The 17,912-nt window shown below is 57.5% G+C and carries 10 protein-coding genes, 3 rRNA genes and 1 pseudogene; 8 read left to right on the top strand and 6 right to left on the bottom strand.

The annotated features are described in order from the left end of the window. Positions 1-215 precede the first annotated feature (215 nt). Positions 216-581 carry a tryptophan synthase subunit beta gene (locus tag ACYZUC_RS19535; protein ID WP_461989769.1) on the top strand — a complete coding sequence of 122 codons (366 nt, stop codon included), beginning with the start codon at positions 216-218 and terminating at the stop codon, positions 579-581. A 150-nt stretch (positions 582-731) separates the two neighbouring features. Here the strand turns inward: ACYZUC_RS19535 and lapD are convergent, their stop codons facing one another. Continuing rightward, on the bottom strand, positions 732-2,678 hold the full coding sequence (gene lapD, locus ACYZUC_RS19540) for a cyclic di-GMP receptor LapD (RefSeq protein WP_461989771.1): 1,947 nt from the start codon (positions 2,676-2,678) through the stop codon (positions 732-734). A gap of 14 nt (positions 2,679-2,692) precedes the next feature. Next, entirely contained in the window at positions 2,693-3,385 is a 693-nt protein-coding gene (gene lapG, locus ACYZUC_RS19545; protein ID WP_461989772.1) for a cysteine protease LapG, read from the bottom strand. A gap of 194 nt (positions 3,386-3,579) precedes the next feature. Between lapG and ACYZUC_RS19550 the strand changes: the two genes are divergently transcribed. From ACYZUC_RS19550 to ACYZUC_RS19570, 5 genes are all read left to right on the top strand, one after another. Further along, positions 3,580-4,290 (top strand): GntR family transcriptional regulator, encoded by a 711-nt coding sequence (locus tag ACYZUC_RS19550; protein ID WP_008039600.1) that lies wholly within the window; start codon positions 3,580-3,582, stop codon positions 4,288-4,290. A 638-nt stretch (positions 4,291-4,928) separates the two neighbouring features. Continuing rightward, positions 4,929-5,705: a DUF3050 domain-containing protein gene (locus ACYZUC_RS19555; protein ID WP_461989774.1), complete on the top strand. Its 777-nt coding sequence runs from the start codon at positions 4,929-4,931 to the stop codon at positions 5,703-5,705. Next, positions 5,702-6,631, top strand: coding sequence for a diiron oxygenase (locus ACYZUC_RS19560; RefSeq protein WP_461989775.1), 930 nt, complete (start codon positions 5,702-5,704; stop codon positions 6,629-6,631). The genes ACYZUC_RS19555 and ACYZUC_RS19560 overlap by 4 nt, the downstream gene beginning before the upstream one ends. A gap of 13 nt (positions 6,632-6,644) precedes the next feature. Further along, complete coding sequence (locus ACYZUC_RS19565; RefSeq protein WP_461989777.1) at positions 6,645-10,061, top strand: amino acid adenylation domain-containing protein; 3,417 nt, start codon at positions 6,645-6,647, stop codon at positions 10,059-10,061. Between the two features lie 22 nt (positions 10,062-10,083). Next, the gene (locus tag ACYZUC_RS19570) at positions 10,084-10,551 is read left to right on the top strand and encodes an SRPBCC family protein (RefSeq protein WP_461989779.1); all 468 of its coding nucleotides are present in this window, start codon (positions 10,084-10,086) and stop codon (positions 10,549-10,551) included. Between the two features lie 126 nt (positions 10,552-10,677). Here the strand turns inward: ACYZUC_RS19570 and ACYZUC_RS19575 are convergent, their stop codons facing one another. After that, positions 10,678-12,558, bottom strand: a complete 1,881-nt coding sequence (locus ACYZUC_RS19575; protein ID WP_461989781.1) for a methyl-accepting chemotaxis protein — start codon at positions 12,556-12,558, stop codon at positions 10,678-10,680. A 420-nt stretch (positions 12,559-12,978) separates the two neighbouring features. On the opposite strand from ACYZUC_RS19575, the pseudogene ACYZUC_RS19580 reads away from it, so the two are divergent. Both ACYZUC_RS19580 and ACYZUC_RS19585 read left to right on the top strand, forming a co-directional pair. Further along, positions 12,979-13,059, top strand: a pseudogene (locus tag ACYZUC_RS19580) (sigma-70 family RNA polymerase sigma factor); the annotation flags it as partial. Continuing rightward, on the top strand, positions 13,059-14,105 hold the full coding sequence (locus ACYZUC_RS19585; protein WP_461996734.1) for a FecR domain-containing protein: 1,047 nt from the start codon (positions 13,059-13,061) through the stop codon (positions 14,103-14,105). The pseudogene ACYZUC_RS19580 and the gene ACYZUC_RS19585, both read left to right, overlap by 1 nt. Before the next feature lie 215 nt (positions 14,106-14,320). On the opposite strand, the gene rrf (ACYZUC_RS19590) is transcribed toward ACYZUC_RS19585, so the two are convergent. From rrf (ACYZUC_RS19590) to ACYZUC_RS19600, 3 genes are all read right to left on the bottom strand, one after another. Beyond that, positions 14,321-14,436 (bottom strand): 5S ribosomal RNA (gene rrf, locus ACYZUC_RS19590). A 104-nt stretch (positions 14,437-14,540) separates the two neighbouring features. Next, positions 14,541-14,656 (bottom strand): 5S ribosomal RNA (gene rrf / locus ACYZUC_RS19595). A gap of 145 nt (positions 14,657-14,801) precedes the next feature. Continuing rightward, a 23S ribosomal RNA gene (locus tag ACYZUC_RS19600) occupies positions 14,802-17,693 on the bottom strand. Positions 17,694-17,912: the final 219 nt, after the last annotated feature.

A 17,912-nucleotide genomic window follows, 5' to 3' on the forward strand; every position in this document is an offset into this window, starting at 1 on the left:
GCTGAAATCATTACGAACATGAGTAACAACGGAGCAATAAGCGGACCATTTACCCTGGTAATTAACGAACAGACGTTTAGTTGTTTCGTATATATCTTTTAAATCAATTAGTTACTTAGTTTAAAAGCATGTTTTGCCACGGCCTGACATCCAGGCACCGCTCCGTTGGCTATGCTGCTGACAGACCGATGTGGGTCATTCATGAGGGATGCTCAATGTTCTACGTGCAACGCAATGCAGACGGCCAACTGATGCGCGTGGAAGCCGAGGCCTACACCGGGTCTACCGAAATACTCCCGGCCGACCACCCCGATCTTCAAGCCTGGTTCGCCAGCGAAGTCATGGCGACCAGCCACAAACAACTTCAGCAAATCAAACAACTCAAGCAATTGAGACAAAGTGACCTGGACATGATCCGGGTACTCGACGACTTGATTCAGGTGCTGACCGATAAGGGCGTAATCCGCGTCACCGACCTGCCGGCCGCCGCACAGGCCAAACTGATGGACCGGTCACAGGCCCGGGAAGCGTTGGGTGGGTTGAGTAGTCTGGTTGATGAGGATGATTCGGGGTTGATCTGATCCAACCTTTGTCGCCTGAGCTGACGCCTTCGCGAGCAAGCCCGCTCCCACAAGGATCAGGGTTGATCACAAATTTGCAATCAACCACAAAACCCTGTGGGAGCGGGCTTGCTCGCGAAAGCGGTCTGACTGACATCTCAGGTCAAGGTTCTAACCCCAGGGCTTCGGCTCACCAAACAACTGCCCCTGCACACCGTAAATCCCCATCTCGCGGATCACCGCCAACTCCCCGTCCGTCTCGACCCGCTCGGCAATCAACGGCAAGTCGATACTGTGCGCCGCCCGCTGAATCGCCTCGATGAACAATCGTTTGTCACTCTCCTGATCAATCGCGCGGATGTAAACGCCGTCGATCTTCAAATACGCCAAACCGAGCCGTGCCAGGTTGCCGATCATGCTGAAGCGCCCGCCAAAGTGTTGCAGGCTCAACGAGAAGCCGAGTTCACGTAGCCGCCGTGTCAGTTCTTCCAGCTCAGCCTGCTCCGGCAGTTGTTCCTCGCCGATTTCCAGCGTCAGCCGCGACCCCAAACTGGAATGCGCCCGCAAAATATCGAAGAGTTGACCCAGCGCCTGCGGATTGGCCAGCGTCGCCGAGGACAGGTTCAGTGCCAACGACGCTTCATGGTCGGCCATCTGCTCAAGCACCCGCTCCAACATCAGGCGGTCCAGGCGCGCGGCCCAGCCGAAACGCTCAAGCCACGGCAAGAACCGGCCGGCGGGGATCGCCTGGCCCTGCTCGTCGATCAAGCGTGAAAGCACTTTGTAATGCAGCACCAACGTTGTGTCCTGACTGGCCACCACCGGCTGGAAATACAGCTCGAAACGCTGCTGATTCAGCGCCAGATCGAGCAAGCTGTGCCAGGCATGATGATCATCGCCGACAGGGGCCGACGCCGCGCGGTCCAGGCACACCCACCGCGAATCGCCCTGGCCTTCGGCCTGCGCCAGTGCCTGATCCGCCAGCCCGAGCACCGCTTGCGGGGCGTCGCCATACACAAACGGCACCAACCCGATGAAGGCCACTGCGGCCACGTCGGTGGCGCCGGTCGCATGCAGGCTGGCCAAGGCGCTGTCGAGGTTTTGCGCCAGTTGCAGCGCTTCTGCGCGCAGCAATCCCGGCGCCAGCACGGCAAATTCGCCACCACGGATCCGCGTGACAAGGTTCAGCGTTTCGGGGTATTTGGCACACTCGCGGGACAGTTGCTCGCCGACCGCGATCAGCAAATCATCGGTGTGTTGACCGCCCAGACGCTGGTTCAGCCCGGCGAGATCCTTGACCCGTAGCAGCAACAAATAACCCGAACTCGCCTGTTCCGGATTGCTCACCCGCGCGTTCAATTGCATCTCGAAATAGCGCCGGTTGGCCAACCCGGTCAGGTTGTCCTGATAGGACTCGGCGCGCAGTTTTTCACTGCGTTCGGCCTGCTCCTGGAACAACGCCTTGAGCTTCTCGACCATCTGGTTCATGGCCTGCACCACCCGGCGCAATTCAGGTGTGCGCGGCAGGTCTGGCAGGCTGAGGAATTCGCGGCGGGCAATGGCGTGGGATTGCTGGACCATGTAGTCCAGCGGTTTCAATTGCCGGCGCAACAGCAACGCACCCAGCGCCGCACTCACCGCGCCGCAAAGCAGCAACCAGCCGAGACTACCCAGTGCGCTCTGCCAAAGCTTGGCCAGCGCGAACATCGGATGGCTGACCACTTCGACCCGCGCAGCCTGCTCCCAGCCACGGCTGACAATCGCATCGCCACCCGCCGGTTCCAGGCCGATCAGTTTGATGAACCAGTCCGGCACATTGGTGACCGCCGGGATGCCGTTGCGTTCGACCAGCGCCTTGTCGTTCGACAGATCGACCACGCGGATGCTCGCGTAATAACCACTGTCGAAGATCGAGCTGACCAGCAGCTCGACCATCGCCGGGTCATCAATGTTCGGCGTCAACGACAGCGCCAACGCTGTCGCGGCGTCCTGGGCATGGGAGCGCAACTGGTTGACGTACTGGGTGCGCGAGCTTTCGAGGCTGACCATGAAGCTGCCGGTGAAGGCGACCACCAGGAACAGACAAATAGCGATCAATAGCTGTTTGAACAAAGACATCTGAGCGCGTGCTCCTAGTTAATCGTTTCGACCGGGAATCCTTCCGCCTGCATTTTCTTCAACACATCCTGCCAACGGGACAACCGCTTGGTATCGCCCACTTTCTTGTTGCCCTTGGCACCCGGCAACCACAAGCCTTCGGCATTGAAAGCGTAGACGGGCAACAGATCGGTACGTTGGCTGGCGGGCTTGATCGCATCGATCAGGCTGTCGAGCACCAGCGGCATGGCGTCGGGGCTGGCGTAGTAGGTCAGCACCATGTGCGCGCGATTCAGGCTCAGGGCCTTTACGTAAGTAATGCGCAGCTTGTCACTGGAAACGCCGAGGCGGCGCAGACTGAAATACTTGGCGATGGCGTAGTCTTCGCAATCACCGGCGCCTTTCCACAAGGCTTCGATCGGGGTTTCCCAATAATCGACCTCGTGCCACAGGTCGATGTCCTCTTCATAGCGCATCTGTTTGTTGAAGAATTGGTTGACCACATTGAGCTGGTCCAGCTCGCCAAGCTGCTTCTGCGTCGCCAACAATTGCTGCCAGGCATCGATGCGTTGCTGACCCTCGCCCAATGGTCCGTACAACGCCTGCGCCCGACGGCTGATCAGGGAAAAATCCCAGTCAGCGTGCAGGCCGCCCGAAATGACACCGGCCAGCAGCAACGCGCAGCACAACCAGCGCAAGGTCCGAGGGATCGCGAAACGTGCCGCCAATGCGAGGCATCCAGGATGGGCAGGTGGAATCGATTGATGTTGAAGGTTAGCCTGTTAAATAACAATGGCACGGTGAGATCACTGCGGGCCGACTAAACTTGAAGTGTGACCCTGTGTGCGTTTGACAACCTGTCAGGCAGTCACTAGTGTCCTCTTGGATCCAAATTTATCTCAGTCATTCAGGGTGCGTTGTAGTGACACAGAAGCCCAACCCTCTCAGCAGTATCAAGGTCAACGGGCCGATTCCCGCGCATTTGGCCCGCTCGGTCATCGAAGAGACCCTGCGTGCCGCCATTCTCGATGGTCGCATTCCTTGCGGCACGGCCCTTCGCCAACAAGACCTGGCCGACCTGTTCGGTGTCAGCCGCATGCCGGTCCGTGAAGCCTTGCGCCAGCTCGAAGCCCATGCACTGCTTAACGTGGTCGCCCACAAAGGTGCGGTGGTCGCGCCACTGGTTCAGGGCGACGCCGTCGAGACTTACGCATTGCGCATCCTTCTGGAGTCCGAAGCCCTGCGCCTGTCGATCCCTTTGCTCACCAACGAAGACTTCGAGCAGGCGGCCCGCTACATCGACGAACTGGAAACGGAACACGATTACACCGAAATCGGCCGGCTTAACCGCCTGTTCCACATGTCGATGTATTGCAAGGCGCCTAACCGTCGGCTCTTGAGGCTGGTCGAAGACGGCCTGAACGAAGAGGAGCGCTTCCTGCGCTTCAACCTGGAAGCCATGGGCCTGGGCAAACTGTCCCAGGAAGATCACCGTGCGCTGCTGCGGGCGGTGGAAGACCGCGACATCGAGCGCTCGGTGAAGCTGCTCGAACATCACCTCAACCGAGGTGTCGAGGTCATCACCCGCTATCTAGAAAGCCCCGAAGCGCAAAGCAGAAAAACCTCGAAATAAATCACCCCGGCAACGGCGCGAGCAGGTCGACCTGCTCGCCCGCGCTTGCCGCGCCTGCACATCCTTTCTGCCAAACCCGCCCCTTGCACTGACCCTATGACGCGTCGGTGATAGCGGCTGCCTTGATTTACGCTCACTCTTGGGCTGCCAACGAATAACAAACGGGCGACGCACCGCATGAGCGGCGCAGTCCCCGCATCAAGAACCTAAGGAAGGAGTCTTGCCACGGGAAAGGAAGCATCGGCGTCCCGGCCAACTTCCACCCCTCAAATCACACTAACGATCACCCTTAGAAAGTTGCTTCGAGTGAGGCATTCACTCTTTATTTCGATTTCGACTTATATAAGCCGAAAGGAGCAACTACGCCCAAATAAAACTTATTCAAAAAGTCTTATTGGAACTTGTCACGCTCGAAAAAGTTAAACTTTAAAATAATATAAAAATAACTTGCCCAGCACTTTATTCGTGTATTAGTTTTTCTCCGCCACTACTGACCACTGGCTGAAACCCCTTAGCCACAAGACTTATATGCAACTAATACCGATCAATTCATTTGAGGCATCTGCTCGCCATCAGACTACTTAAAGCACCCGCTAGTTATTGATCGCACCTCACTCCGGACCACTTATAGGCTCGCCATGAAATCGACTAAAGATCGTCTTAATCAGAAGAAAGCAGAACTTAGCGCGCACCCGATTTTCTCTGAAATACATTCGCTTCCGGTACTTCAACGTTTCATGGAATCCCATGTGTTTGCGGTATGGGATTTCATGTCGCTGACCAAGCGCCTGCAACAGGAACTGACCTGCGTTCAGTTGCCCTGGCTGCCGCCGAGCGATCCGCAAGCGGCGCGCCTGATCAACGAGATCGTGCTTGGCGAAGAGTCCGATGATCGTCCGGCCCACGGCCATTACAGCCATTTCGAGTTGTACCTTGATGCGATGCGCGAAGTGGGGGCCTGCACGGCTGCCATCGAACGCTTCGTGGCCCTGCAGCAAGAAGGCGTGAGTTATGACGTGGCATTGCAGAGCGTGGACGTTGACCCGGCCGCTGCGCAGTTCGTGCGCCACACCTTGCACACCGCGCTGCATGCACCCGGCCACAGTGTTGCAGCGGCATTTTTGCACGGTCGCGAGAGCGTGATTCCGCAGATGTTCCAACGGATTCTCGATGATTGGGGCATCGGCATCGAGCAGGCGCCGACCTTCCGTTACTACCTGGAACGGCACATCGAAGTCGATTCCGAAGACCACGGCCCGGCAGCGGAAAAACTCCTCGCGCGATTGGTCAATGGCGATCCGCAACGCGAAGAAGAAGTCTACGCCAGCGCCCTCGCCGCCGTGGAAAGCCGCATTGCCCTGTGGGACGGCCTGCGCCTGAGCATGAGCGAACCGGTGGCAGAGGTGAACGCATGAACGCCGCCGACTACCAATCCTTCGCCGACGCCTGGGAAAGCCGCGCGACCATCCGCACCCGCCCGCGCCGTGTGCTGGAGAACGACGAAAAGCTGATCTACCCGCTCAGTCGCCAACCGCTGGTACTGAGTGAAACCTTTCTGCGCGAATGCCCGGAGCAACGGGATTTCGCCCTGGTGCAGACGCTCTACAAATTCATCAACGACGTGGTGATTTTCGAAACCGAGATCGTCGACAAAACTGCGCGCAGCATCGCCAAGAACCGCTTTGCCGTGGCCTTCCCGTTCGCCTGCCGGTACGACGCCATGACCGTGGTGGTGGACGAGGATTATCACGCGCTGGTGGCGATGGATTTCATGCAGCAAACCGTCGCCATGACGGGCATCACGCCCATCGACCTTCCGGATGAAATCGAACTGAGCCGGGCGATTCCGGCCGCCGTGGCACTCGCACCGGAACACTTGCGCAGTGCCGTGGAATTGATCTGCGTGGCCATCGCCGAGAACACCGTCACCGGGGATGTGGCGGCGTTTGCCAAGGACGACACGGTCAAGCAATCGATCAAGGGTTTGATGGCAGATCACCTGCTCGACGAGGGTCGTCACTCCGGCTTCTGGGCTCGGCTGGTGCGCATCTACTGGCACACCGCAAGTGAAGAAGACCGGCGATACATCGCGCAGATTCTGCCGGTGTTCATCGGCCATTACCTGACCAACGACATTCAGAAGTCGTTCGACTTTCGCCTGATCGAGTCTTTGCAAATCAGCGAAGCCGCGCGCGCCGCACTCAAGCGCGAAGTGTCGGGACTGGCCTTCCCGATCAACCGCCATCACCCGTTGGTCGCCAACATCGTGCGGTTTTTCCGCAGCAGTTCGCTGCTCGATTCGCCGTGCGTTCAAGAAGCCCTGAGCGACTACCTGGTTTAACGAGGAGTACATCATGAGACGTCTCGACATTCTGCTCATCGGGCAGAGCCAGGCCCTGACCGACCTGGCGCTGGAGCTCGAACAACACGGTCACTCACTGACGCGGCTTGAAGCAGTTGGTCAGCCTGCGGCGGGACCGTTCGATTTGCTGATCGACGACACAAGCCTGCCGTTTGTGGATTTCGGCGCGACATCGCGACTGACGCTGCAACTGGGTATCGGCGAGCCGCAGACTTCAGGTCTTGTGCCGTTGGACCTGCTGTGCCTGCACGGTTCGACGCTGCTCACGCGCATGCCGATTGCCGACGAACCTTCGGGAAACGGCCAGGCATTGCGTGTGCGGGCGGTGGCGGAACTGGTGGACCACGTAGCGTTGCTGGTCAGTCGTTTCTCGCGGGACGCCGACTATTTTCTACTGGCCGAGCCAGCGACCCCGGTGCATTTCGAGCGGCTGGAAAGCCTGCAGTTTCTGGAGCGGCTGGCCTTCGTCCACCGGCTCAACTCCACCGCTGATCCTCGGTTGCTGCAACTCGCGCAAGTACCGATGATCGAGCGGCTTGAGCAGCGCTTCATGCAGTCCGCCGAAAGACCGGCACTGAACCTTGCCGGCACGTCCCTCAGCTATCGCCAACTGCATGCTCACAGCCGCGCCATCCAGCAGCGTTTGCAGCCAATGCTCGAACAACTCGACGGGCCGTGGGTGATCGGCATTTGCCTGCCGAAATGCAGCGCGTTGTATGCAGGGATTCTGGCGATTCTCGGCAGCGGCGCGGTGTATCTGCCGCTGGAGCCGAGCCATCCGCTGCAACGTCAGCACTACATTCTGTCGAATGCCGGTGCCGTGTTGCTGCTGCACGACGGGCAGCATCCTCTTGCATCCGAGATGCTCAGCCTGGACATCAGCGCGATCGACATCGACAGCGTGGATCTCGACCAACCATTGATGCGCCAGCGCCCGGACCTCGATGCGCCGTGCATGGCGCTCTACACCTCCGGCACCACGGGCCATCCCAAAGGCGTGTTGCTCAGCCAGGCCAACCTCGCGCACTTCACCGCGTGGTACGCCGACTATGTGCAACTGACGGAGCAGAGCCGGGCGTTGCAGTTTTCGTCGTTGAGTTTCGACTCGTCGCTGATCGATATTTTCCCGACCCTGTTGCAGGGCGCCGAGCTGATCGTGCCCAGCGACGATCAACGCCGTGATCCGCTGCAACTGGTGGAACTGATCCGCCACCAACGCTTGAGCCACGCGTTTCTGCCACCAGCCTTGTTGAGCATTCTGCCGCTGGAGCAGTTGCAGGTGCTGGATCACGTGATGACCGGTGGCGATGTGTGCGAACCCTATGTCATCGAGCAACTCACCCGCCAGGGCAACCTCTACAACCTCTATGGCCCGACCGAAGCGACGGTGCTGATCACCGCGCGGCAACTGCGCGCCGGCGACAGCAATCGCACCCTCGGCGCGCCCATTGCCAACAGTCAGGTGCTGATCCTCGACGAGGATTTTCAACCGGTGGCCGAACAGACCGTCGGCGAGTTGTACATCGTCGGACCCGGTGTGTGCCTGGGTTACTTGAATAATCCGCAACAGACCGCCGAGCGCTATTTGAACGTGAGCCTGCCGAGCGGTGAGCACCTGCGGGCCTACCGTACCGGCGACATGGCGAAGTGGACCGACGCCGGTATCGAGCTGTGCGGACGCCGGGACAATCAGGTGAAGATTCGCGGCTTTCGGGTCGAGCCGGAGGAGATCGAACGTTGCCTGCGCGACAGTCAGCTGTACCGCCAGGTGGCCGTGGTCATCGACAGCCAACGGCGGATTCTGGCGTTCCTCGCCCAGCCTCAAGAAGCGCTGCCCGGCGCGGCGCGTGAAGCACTGAAAGCACACGCCACCCAGTTTCTGCCGGACTACATGCAGCCCACCGCCTGGACCGAACTGGCGAGCATGCCGTTTGCCAGCAACGGCAAGGTCGATCGTAAAGCCCTGCTGGCGCTGCCCGTCAGCATCGCCGAAAACACCGAGCGACGCTTGCCGGCCAGTGCCGATGAAGCGCTGCTGCTGGAGATCTGGGCCGAGCTGCTGGAGCTGCCAGCCAGCGACATTTCCACCGACGAAAGCTTCTTCAATCTCGGCGGCCACTCGATTCTGCTGTCACGCATGCTGTTGCGCCTGCGTGAAGAGTTCGGTCGCAGCATCTCGATCAACCGCTTCATCGAACTGCCGACCATCGCGAAACTGGCGACACTGGTGCGCGGCTCCGGCACAGAGGAAGTGCTGAGCGAACAGGCCATGGCGGACGCCTTCCGCGAGCTGGATATCGAGCCGCTGCCCGTCAGTCGCATGGGTGACGTACACAAGGTGATCGTCACCGGCGCCAACAGTTTTGTCGGTGTGCATATTGTCGAAGCACTGTTGGCGTGGGGCGCCAGCGAAGTGGCGTGTCTGGTGCGCGATGGCAGCGGGCAATCGGCGGCGGAACGCTTCGCCCACGCGTTGCGGGAAAACCGTCTGGAGCATCTGGATTTGAGCCGGGTGCGGGTTTACGCGGCGGACATCACACAGCCCTCGCTGGGGCTTGCGGTGGATGTTTACGAGCGCCTGGATCGCGAGTACGGCGCGCTGGTGCACAACGCCGCCAACGTCAATCACGTGCTGGATTACGAGTCGCTGGCGCGGGACAACGTCGAGCCAATCTTCGAGTGTCTGCGCCTGTGCGAAGGACGCAGTAAAAAAATCTTCAATTTCGTCTCGACGCTGTCGGCTTCGAGCACGATTTCCGCTGATGGCCGGGTGCTCGAACTGCCCGCCGCGCAGACCCCGCCGATCTACATCAAGAATGGCTACAACCTGTCCAAGTGGGTCGGCGAACGGATCCTGGAAAGGGCTCGGGAGCGCGGGGTTCGGGTCAATCTGTACCGCCCCGGCAACATCAGTTTCAACAGCCTGAGCGGCGTCTGCCAGCCGCACAAAAACCGTTTGATGCTGATGCTCAAAGGCTCGATCCAGCTCGGCCAGGTGCCGGAATTCGCGTTGAATTTCGACCTGATGCCGGTGGACTTCCTCGCCCGTTTCATCGCCTTCCACGCCAGCCGATATTCACCTGAAAAAGCGGTGTTCAACCTGCACAACCCCGAGCCGCTGAGTTGGGACGATTACGTCGCGTCCTTTCGTGAGGCGGGTCGGGAATTTTCCATGGTCAGCGTCTCCGACTGGCAGCAGCAATTGGGCCGGGTCGACAGCGACAACGCGCTGTTCGGCGTGCTCGGTTTTTACCTCAACGGCTTCGAAGAAGACATCGGCGACATCTCGATGATCGGCCATGACAACGCTCAGGCCGGCGTGCGGCAGATGGGCGCGCACTACCCGGAAAAATCCCCGGCGCTGCTGCGTCGCGGCTGCGATTACCTCAAAGAAATCAACTTCATCTGAATCACTCAAGCGGAGCAAAACCATGAAAAACCTGCAACCCGATACCCTGATCAAAAACCCGCAAGGCTGCCACGTCGTGTCTTCGGTGGACGTGCCGGCGCAGGCTGAAAAAGTCTGGGCGGTGGTCGGCAACTTTGCCGGCTTCGATCAATTCATCCCGGCGTTGTCGCACATCGAGACGACCGGCGAAGGCGTGTCATCGCTGCGCAAGAAATTCTTCAAGGACGGCAACCTGGTGGTCGAGCAACTCAACTCGCGGGATGACCAGGCGCGGAGCATGACCTGGACCACGATCTACAACACCTTGGGCGTGGCCAATTTGTGGGCGGCGATGACGGTTGAGGTGCTGGGTGAAGGCCAGTCCCGAGCGACATGGACCATCATCGCCGAGCCGGCCTCGGGCGGCGCGGAGGCGCTGCCGGGATTCAAGGATTTTGTGCAGGGGTTTGCCGATGATGCGATGAATAATGTGTTGAAGCTGTTTGCGTAGGACACACTTTTTTCGGTGATGAGCCAGTCCTCTTCGCGGGCAAGCCTCGCTCCTACAAGGTATCGAGTAACCTGTAGGAGCGAGGCTTGCCCGCGAAGAACGATAACGCGGTAGATCTGACCTGAATCAGATCTTGAAGCTATCAACCAACTGCTTCAACCGATTCGCCTGCAACGACAACGCATCGCAATCCTTCAACGTTTCATTGAGGTTGGCCACGCTCTGCTGATTCAGCAGATTGATCTGGTTAACGTCGACGTTGAGGGTTTCCACCACCGCCGTCTGCTCCTCGGTCGCTGCTGCCACCGACTGGTTCATCCCGTCGATTTCGCCAATGCGCTTCGTCACGCTGACCAGACGCAGACCCGCCTGGTTCGCCACTTCAACGCTCTCTTCGCTGGAGACCTGACTGGCGTTCATGGTGGTCACCGCTTCACGCGAACCGATCTGCAGCGACGTGATCATCTTGTGAATCTCCTCGGCCGACTCCTGCGTGCGATGCGCCAGGTTGCGCACCTCGTCCGCCACCACCGCAAAACCACGACCGGCTTCACCGGCACGAGCCGCTTCAATGGCCGCGTTGAGTGCGAGCAGGTTGGTCTGCTGGGAGATGCCTTTGATCACATCGAGAATGTGCCCAATGTTGTCGGTGCTCGCGTTCAGGGTTTCGATCTGCGTGCACGACAGGCTGATTTTCTGCGACAGCTCGGTCATGGCCAGAATGGTTTTTTCCACCACCTGACGACCGTCATCGGCCTGCTCGCTCGCGCCGCTCGCATGCTGCGAAGCGTCGGCGGCGTTGCGGGCGATTTCCTGGGTGGCGGCGCCCAACTGGTTAATCGCCGCCGCCACACTGTTGGTGCGCGCACTTTGTTCGTCGGAACCGACGATCGACGCGTTGGACGAAGCCATCACCCGTTGCGACAGGTCATGGACCTGCCGGGTTGCCGAGGACACTTCGGAAATCGACGCGTGAATTCGCTCCACGAACTGGTTGAAGGAACCGCCCAGTTCGCCGAATTCGTCTTTGCTTTCCACGGACAGACGACGGGTCAGGTCGCCTTCGCCCTGGGCGATGTCCTGCATCGCACGACCCATGGTGGTCAGCGGACGCATCAGCACGTTGATCAGCAGGGTCAGCAGCACCGCAATGACGGCGACAGCGATAAACATCGCGATCAACGCTGAGGTGCGGAATTGGCTCAATGGTGCGTAGGCCTTGTCCTTATCGATCGACAGACCGATGTACCACGCAGCATTCGGCAAACCGTTGACCGGGGTGAACGAGAGGATGCGTTCCTGGTTGTTCAGGGTGACTTGCTGATTGCCCTTCTCGATGCGCAGGCCGGCGTTGGGGTAGATGTCCTTCAGGTTCTTCATGACCTGGTCTTTGTCCGGGCTGACGATCACCTGGCCGTCGGCACTGACCAGAAACGCATGGCCAATGCCGCCGAAGTCCACCGAGTTGATGATCTTCACCAGGGTTTCCAGGCTCAGGTCACCGCCGACCACGCCAAGCAACTCGCCATTCTTTTTCACCGGCATGGCGATGGTCACGACCAACCCACCGACGGCAGCCATGTAAGGCGGGGTCAGCATGGTTTTGTCAGCGACAACCGCTTGCTTGTACCAGGGACGCTGACGTGGGTCGTAGCCGTCCGGCATCTTCGCGTCCGGGCGTTGAGTGAACACACCATTAGTCTGGCCGACGTACGTGAACTGGAAGTTGGAGGTGAAGGCCGGCTGATCAACCAGCCCCGGCAGATCGGCATTGGCGCCTTGATGAGCGACGTTTTGCGCGAGGTTTTCCAGCACCAGCACGCGGCCACTCATCCAGTTCTGCACGCTACTGGCGGTCAGGTCGCCGGCTTGTTGAACGGAGGATTCGAGGTTTTGCCGAATGGTATTTCGCTGCAGATAGTCGTTGTACAAAGTGAACAACGCAAAAGCCAGCACCACGACGCCGGAGGCGGCCAACAGGATTTTATGGCTGAACTTGAGATTCATTTCATAGGGCTTCTATGCAGAAAGTGGGGATGCGTTCCGGGTTGCAACATTCCATGTACAGCTCAAGCGGCTCTATGGCCGCTCTACTTTGGTGCACGCATGTCTCACCAGTCTGTCGGCACAGGTGGGATAAATCTTAGGGGCATGTACGAAATGACCGGTATTTCCGTCAGATACCCGCCGAACGGCGTGCTAGAGCGCTTGAGTAGCATTGGTGTGATGACGGTTGTTCGAGCGGCAGTTGCAAATTCCCCGTCCCTTGACAACAATGCGACTAATTATCATTTGTGACGTTCGGGCTGTTGCGTTCATGTCCTCACCTGAGTTTGCAGTACAGGCGCTTTACGGTAGCCATCACGGTTGGCTCAACACGTGGCTGCGCGCTTGACTGGGCAATACGGCCGAAGGGCTCACTCTCTGATGGGCTTGTCCCTGCGTTCGGTGGAGCGCTATGTCGCTGATACGCTCTATCACTGCTATCTGCTGCGGTACCAAACATGATGCCTGTGGATAATCCGTCACTGGGTCGGCGTGGCGAACCTCATCAACAGGTGGTCAAACAAGCCATCCACTGGCTGCTGCGCTTGCGAAACAACGCGAGCAATCCCAGGCTCCGCCAGCAATGCGATGTCTGGCGGGCAGAACATCAGGAACACGAACTGGCCTGGCAACGGGTGCAGTCCCTGCACGCCGAACTCAGCAACAATCTGCGTGCGGTACCCGGTGCCCACGTCGCCTTCAACACGCTGGAAAACAGTGCTCAAGGACCGGGCAGGCGCCAGGCCTTGAAACTGTTGTCGGGTGCGTTGTTGATGGGGTCGGCAGCATGGCTGGGCAGGGATCTGACGGGCTGGCAACAGTGGACCGCGGATTTCGCCACCGCTACGGGCGAGCGCCGTGGTTTCCAGCTGCCGGATGGCACGCGACTGGAACTGAATACCGCCAGCTCAGTGGATCTGGACTACACCGTGCACCAGCGCCTGATCAAACTGACCCGTGGCGAAATCATCGTGACGTGCGGCGGGGCCGATGAAGGATCTTCACTGGATCGACCGCTACGCGTGCACAGTCACCACGGTGTGTATGAGGGCGTCGCCGCACGTTTCATCCTTCGTCAGGAAGCGGACTGCACGCGGCTCAGCGTGACCAGCGGCATGGTCGCGATCCAATCGCCGCTGCCTGCCGATGGCGTGCCGATTCAGGTGCAGGCCGGTCAGAGCTATGTGATTGATCATCATCGGGCACGTTTGGCGCCACCGCAGGACATGGATGTCGGCGCCTGGGTCGACGGTCTGATCGTCACCCGCAATATGCGTCTTGGCGATTTCCTGCAGGAGATCGGACGCTACCGCCATGGTTATCTGACGTGCGCAGCAGATATTGCCAACTTGCGGCTGTCCGGTGTCTTCCGGTTGGAAGACACCGACAAACTGCTGGCCACCCTTCCGCAGACCTTGCCGGTGCAACTGCGCTACCGCACCCGATGGTGGGTGACGTTGGAGCGGCAGTCAGCAGCCACCGCTACAACGTTGCCGCCGGACCTTTGAGCGATGCGCTCAATCAGTTTGCACGCCAGGCGGGTAGCTGACCGAAAACCGCCACGGTGAGCTACCCGTTCTAAATACTCGGCATACAAAAAAGCCAGCCCTTGATTTTCAGGGGCTGGCTTTTTTGTTTCTTCAAGGCGGGCTATCGGGATATTAGCGAGCCCGAAACGACAAAACCCCTGTCTGCGTTAACAGACAGGGGTTTTGGAATTCAATCTTGACGATGACCTACTCTCACATGGGGAAACCCCACACTACCATCGGCGATGCATCGTTTCACTGCTGAGTTCGGGATGGGATCAGGTGGTTCCAATGCTCTATGGTCGTCAAGAAATTCTGTGACCAGCCCGTTACGCTGTAACGTGCCAGCAAAATTGGTGACTTCTACTAAAACAAAACCCCAACTGCTTTCGCAATTGGGGTTTCGGAATTTAATCTTGACGATGACCTACTCTCACATGGGGAAACCCCACACTACCATCGGCGATGCATCGTTTCACTGCTGAGTTCGGGATGGGATCAGGTGGTTCCAATGCTCTATGGTCGTCAAGAAATTCTTGAGCTGACGCGTCTTGCGACGTTCCAGCGAATTGGGTATGCGATAGTTTGTGTGTTGCTCTCGAACTTTCGGTTCATTGCGTCTTCACACACCGCAATCTGATGCTCTTTCGAGTAGTCAAATTGCTTGGGTGTTATATGGTCAAGCCTCACGGGCAATTAGTATTGGTTAGCTCAACGCCTCACAGCGCTTACACACCCAACCTATCAACGTCGTAGTCTTCGACGGCCCTTCAGGGGACTCAAGGTCCCAGTGAGATCTCATCTTGAGGCTAGTTTCCCGCTTAGATGCTTTCAGCGGTTATCTATTCCGAACATAGCTACCCGGCAATGCCACTGGCGTGACAACCGGAACACCAGAGGTTCGTCCACTCCGGTCCTCTCGTACTAGGAGCAGCCCCTCTCAAATCTCAAACGTCCACGGCAGATAGGGACCGAACTGTCTCACGACGTTCTAAACCCAGCTCGCGTACCACTTTAAATGGCGAACAGCCATACCCTTGGGACCGGCTTCAGCCCCAGGATGTGATGAGCCGACATCGAGGTGCCAAACACCGCCGTCGATATGAACTCTTGGGCGGTATCAGCCTGTTATCCCCGGAGTACCTTTTATCCGTTGAGCGATGGCCCTTCCATACAGAACCACCGGATCACTAAGACCTACTTTCGTACCTGCTCGACGTGTCTGTCTCGCAGTCAAGCGCGCTTTTGCCTTTATACTCTACGACCGATTTCCGACCGGTCTGAGCGCACCTTCGTACTCCTCCGTTACTCTTTAGGAGGAGACCGCCCCAGTCAAACTACCCACCATACACTGTCCTCGATCCGGATAACGGACCTGAGTTAGAACCTCAAAGTTGCCAGGGTGGTATTTCAAGGTTGGCTCCACGCGAACTGGCGTCCACGCTTCAAAGCCTCCCACCTATCCTACACAAGCAAATTCAAAGTCCAGTGCAAAGCTATAGTAAAGGTTCACGGGGTCTTTCCGTCTAGCCGCGGATACACTGCATCTTCACAGCGATTTCAATTTCACTGAGTCTCGGGTGGAGACAGCGCCGCCATCGTTACGCCATTCGTGCAGGTCGGAACTTACCCGACAAGGAATTTCGCTACCTTAGGACCGTTATAGTTACGGCCGCCGTTTACCGGGGCTTCGATCAAGAGCTTCGCGTTAGCTAACCCCATCAATTAACCTTCCGGCACCGGGCAGGCGTCACACCCTATACGTCCACTTTCGTGTTTGCAGAGTGCTGTGTTTTTAATAAACAGTCGCAGCGGCCTGGTATCTTCGACCGGCATGAGCTTACGGAGCAAGTCCTTCACCCTCACCGGCGCACCTTCTCCCGAAGTTACGGTGCCATTTTGCCTAGTTCCTTCACCCGAGTTCTCTCAAGCGCCTTGGTATTCTCTACCCAACCACCTGTGTCGGTTTGGGGTACGGTTCCTGGTTACCTGAAGCTTAGAAGCTTTTCTTGGAAGCATGGCATCAACCACTTCGTGTTCTAAAAGAACACTCGTCATCAGCTCTCGGCCTTAGAATCCCGGATTTACCTAAGATTCCAGCCTACCACCTTAAACTTGGACAACCAACGCCAAGCTGGCCTAGCCTTCTCCGTCCCTCCATCGCAATAACCAGAAGTACAGGAATATTAACCTGTTTTCCATCGACTACGCTTTTCAGCCTCGCCTTAGGGACCGACTAACCCTGCGTCGATTAACGTTGCGCAGGAAACCTTGGTCTTTCGGCGTGGGTGTTTTTCACACCCATTGTCGTTACTCATGTCAGCATTCGCACTTCTGATACCTCCAGCAAGCTTCTCAACTCACCTTCACAGGCTTACAGAACGCTCCTCTACCGCATCACCTAAGTGATACCCGTAGCTTCGGTGTATGGTTTGAGCCCCGTTACATCTTCCGCGCAGGCCGACTCGACTAGTGAGCTATTACGCTTTCTTTAAAGGGTGGCTGCTTCTAAGCCAACCTCCTAGCTGTCTAAGCCTTCCCACATCGTTTCCCACTTAACCATAACTTTGGGACCTTAGCTGACGGTCTGGGTTGTTTCCCTTTTCACGACGGACGTTAGCACCCGCCGTGTGTCTCCCATGCTCGGCACTTGTAGGTATTCGGAGTTTGCATCGGTTTGGTAAGTCGGGATGACCCCCTAGCCGAAACAGTGCTCTACCCCCTACAGTGATACATGAGGCGCTACCTAAATAGCTTTCGAGGAGAACCAGCTATCTCCGAGCTTGATTAGCCTTTCACTCCGATCCACAGGTCATCCGCTAACTTTTCAACGGTAGTCGGTTCGGTCCTCCAGTTAGTGTTACCCAACCTTCAACCTGCCCATGGATAGATCGCCCGGTTTCGGGTCTATTCCCAGCGACTAGACGCCCTATTAAGACTCGCTTTCGCTACGCCTCCCCTATTCGGTTAAGCTCGCCACTGAAAATAAGTCGCTGACCCATTATACAAAAGGTACGCAGTCACCCAACAAAGTGGGCTCCCACTGCTTGTACGCATACGGTTTCAGGATCTATTTCACTCCCCTCTCCGGGGTTCTTTTCGCCTTTCCCTCACGGTACTAGTTCACTATCGGTCAGTCAGTAGTATTTAGCCTTGGAGGATGGTCCCCCCATATTCAGACAAAGTTTCTCGTGCTCCGTCCTACTCGATTTCATGACTAAGAGATTTTCGCGTACAGGGCTATCACCCACTATGGCCGCACTTTCCAGAGCGTTCCGCTAATCTCAAAGCCACTTAAGGGCTAGTCCCCGTTCGCTCGCCACTACTAAGGGAATCTCGGTTGATTTCTTTTCCTCAGGGTACTTAGATGTTTCAGTTCCCCTGGTTCGCTTCTTAAGCCTATGTATTCAGCTTAAGATACCTAACTTATGTTAGGTGGGTTCCCCCATTCAGACATCTCCGGATCAAAGTCTGTTTGCCGACTCCCCGAAGCTTTTCGCAGGCTACCACGTCTTTCATCGCCTCTGACTGCCAAGGCATCCACCGTATGCGCTTCTTCACTTGACCATATAACCCCAAGCAATCTGGTTATACTGTGAAGACGACATTCGCCGAAAATTCGCGATTAAACTCACAAATTTTACCTTAGCCTGAATAAACACCAGTGAAAGTGCTATCCAGTCTATCTTTCTATCACATACCCAAATTTTTAAAGAACGATCTAGCCAAAGACTAGAAATCAACATTCACCACCATCACGATGGAATGCTCATTTCTAAGCTTTAT

It is taken from the genome of Pseudomonas sp. GT1P32 (assembly GCF_054897805.1).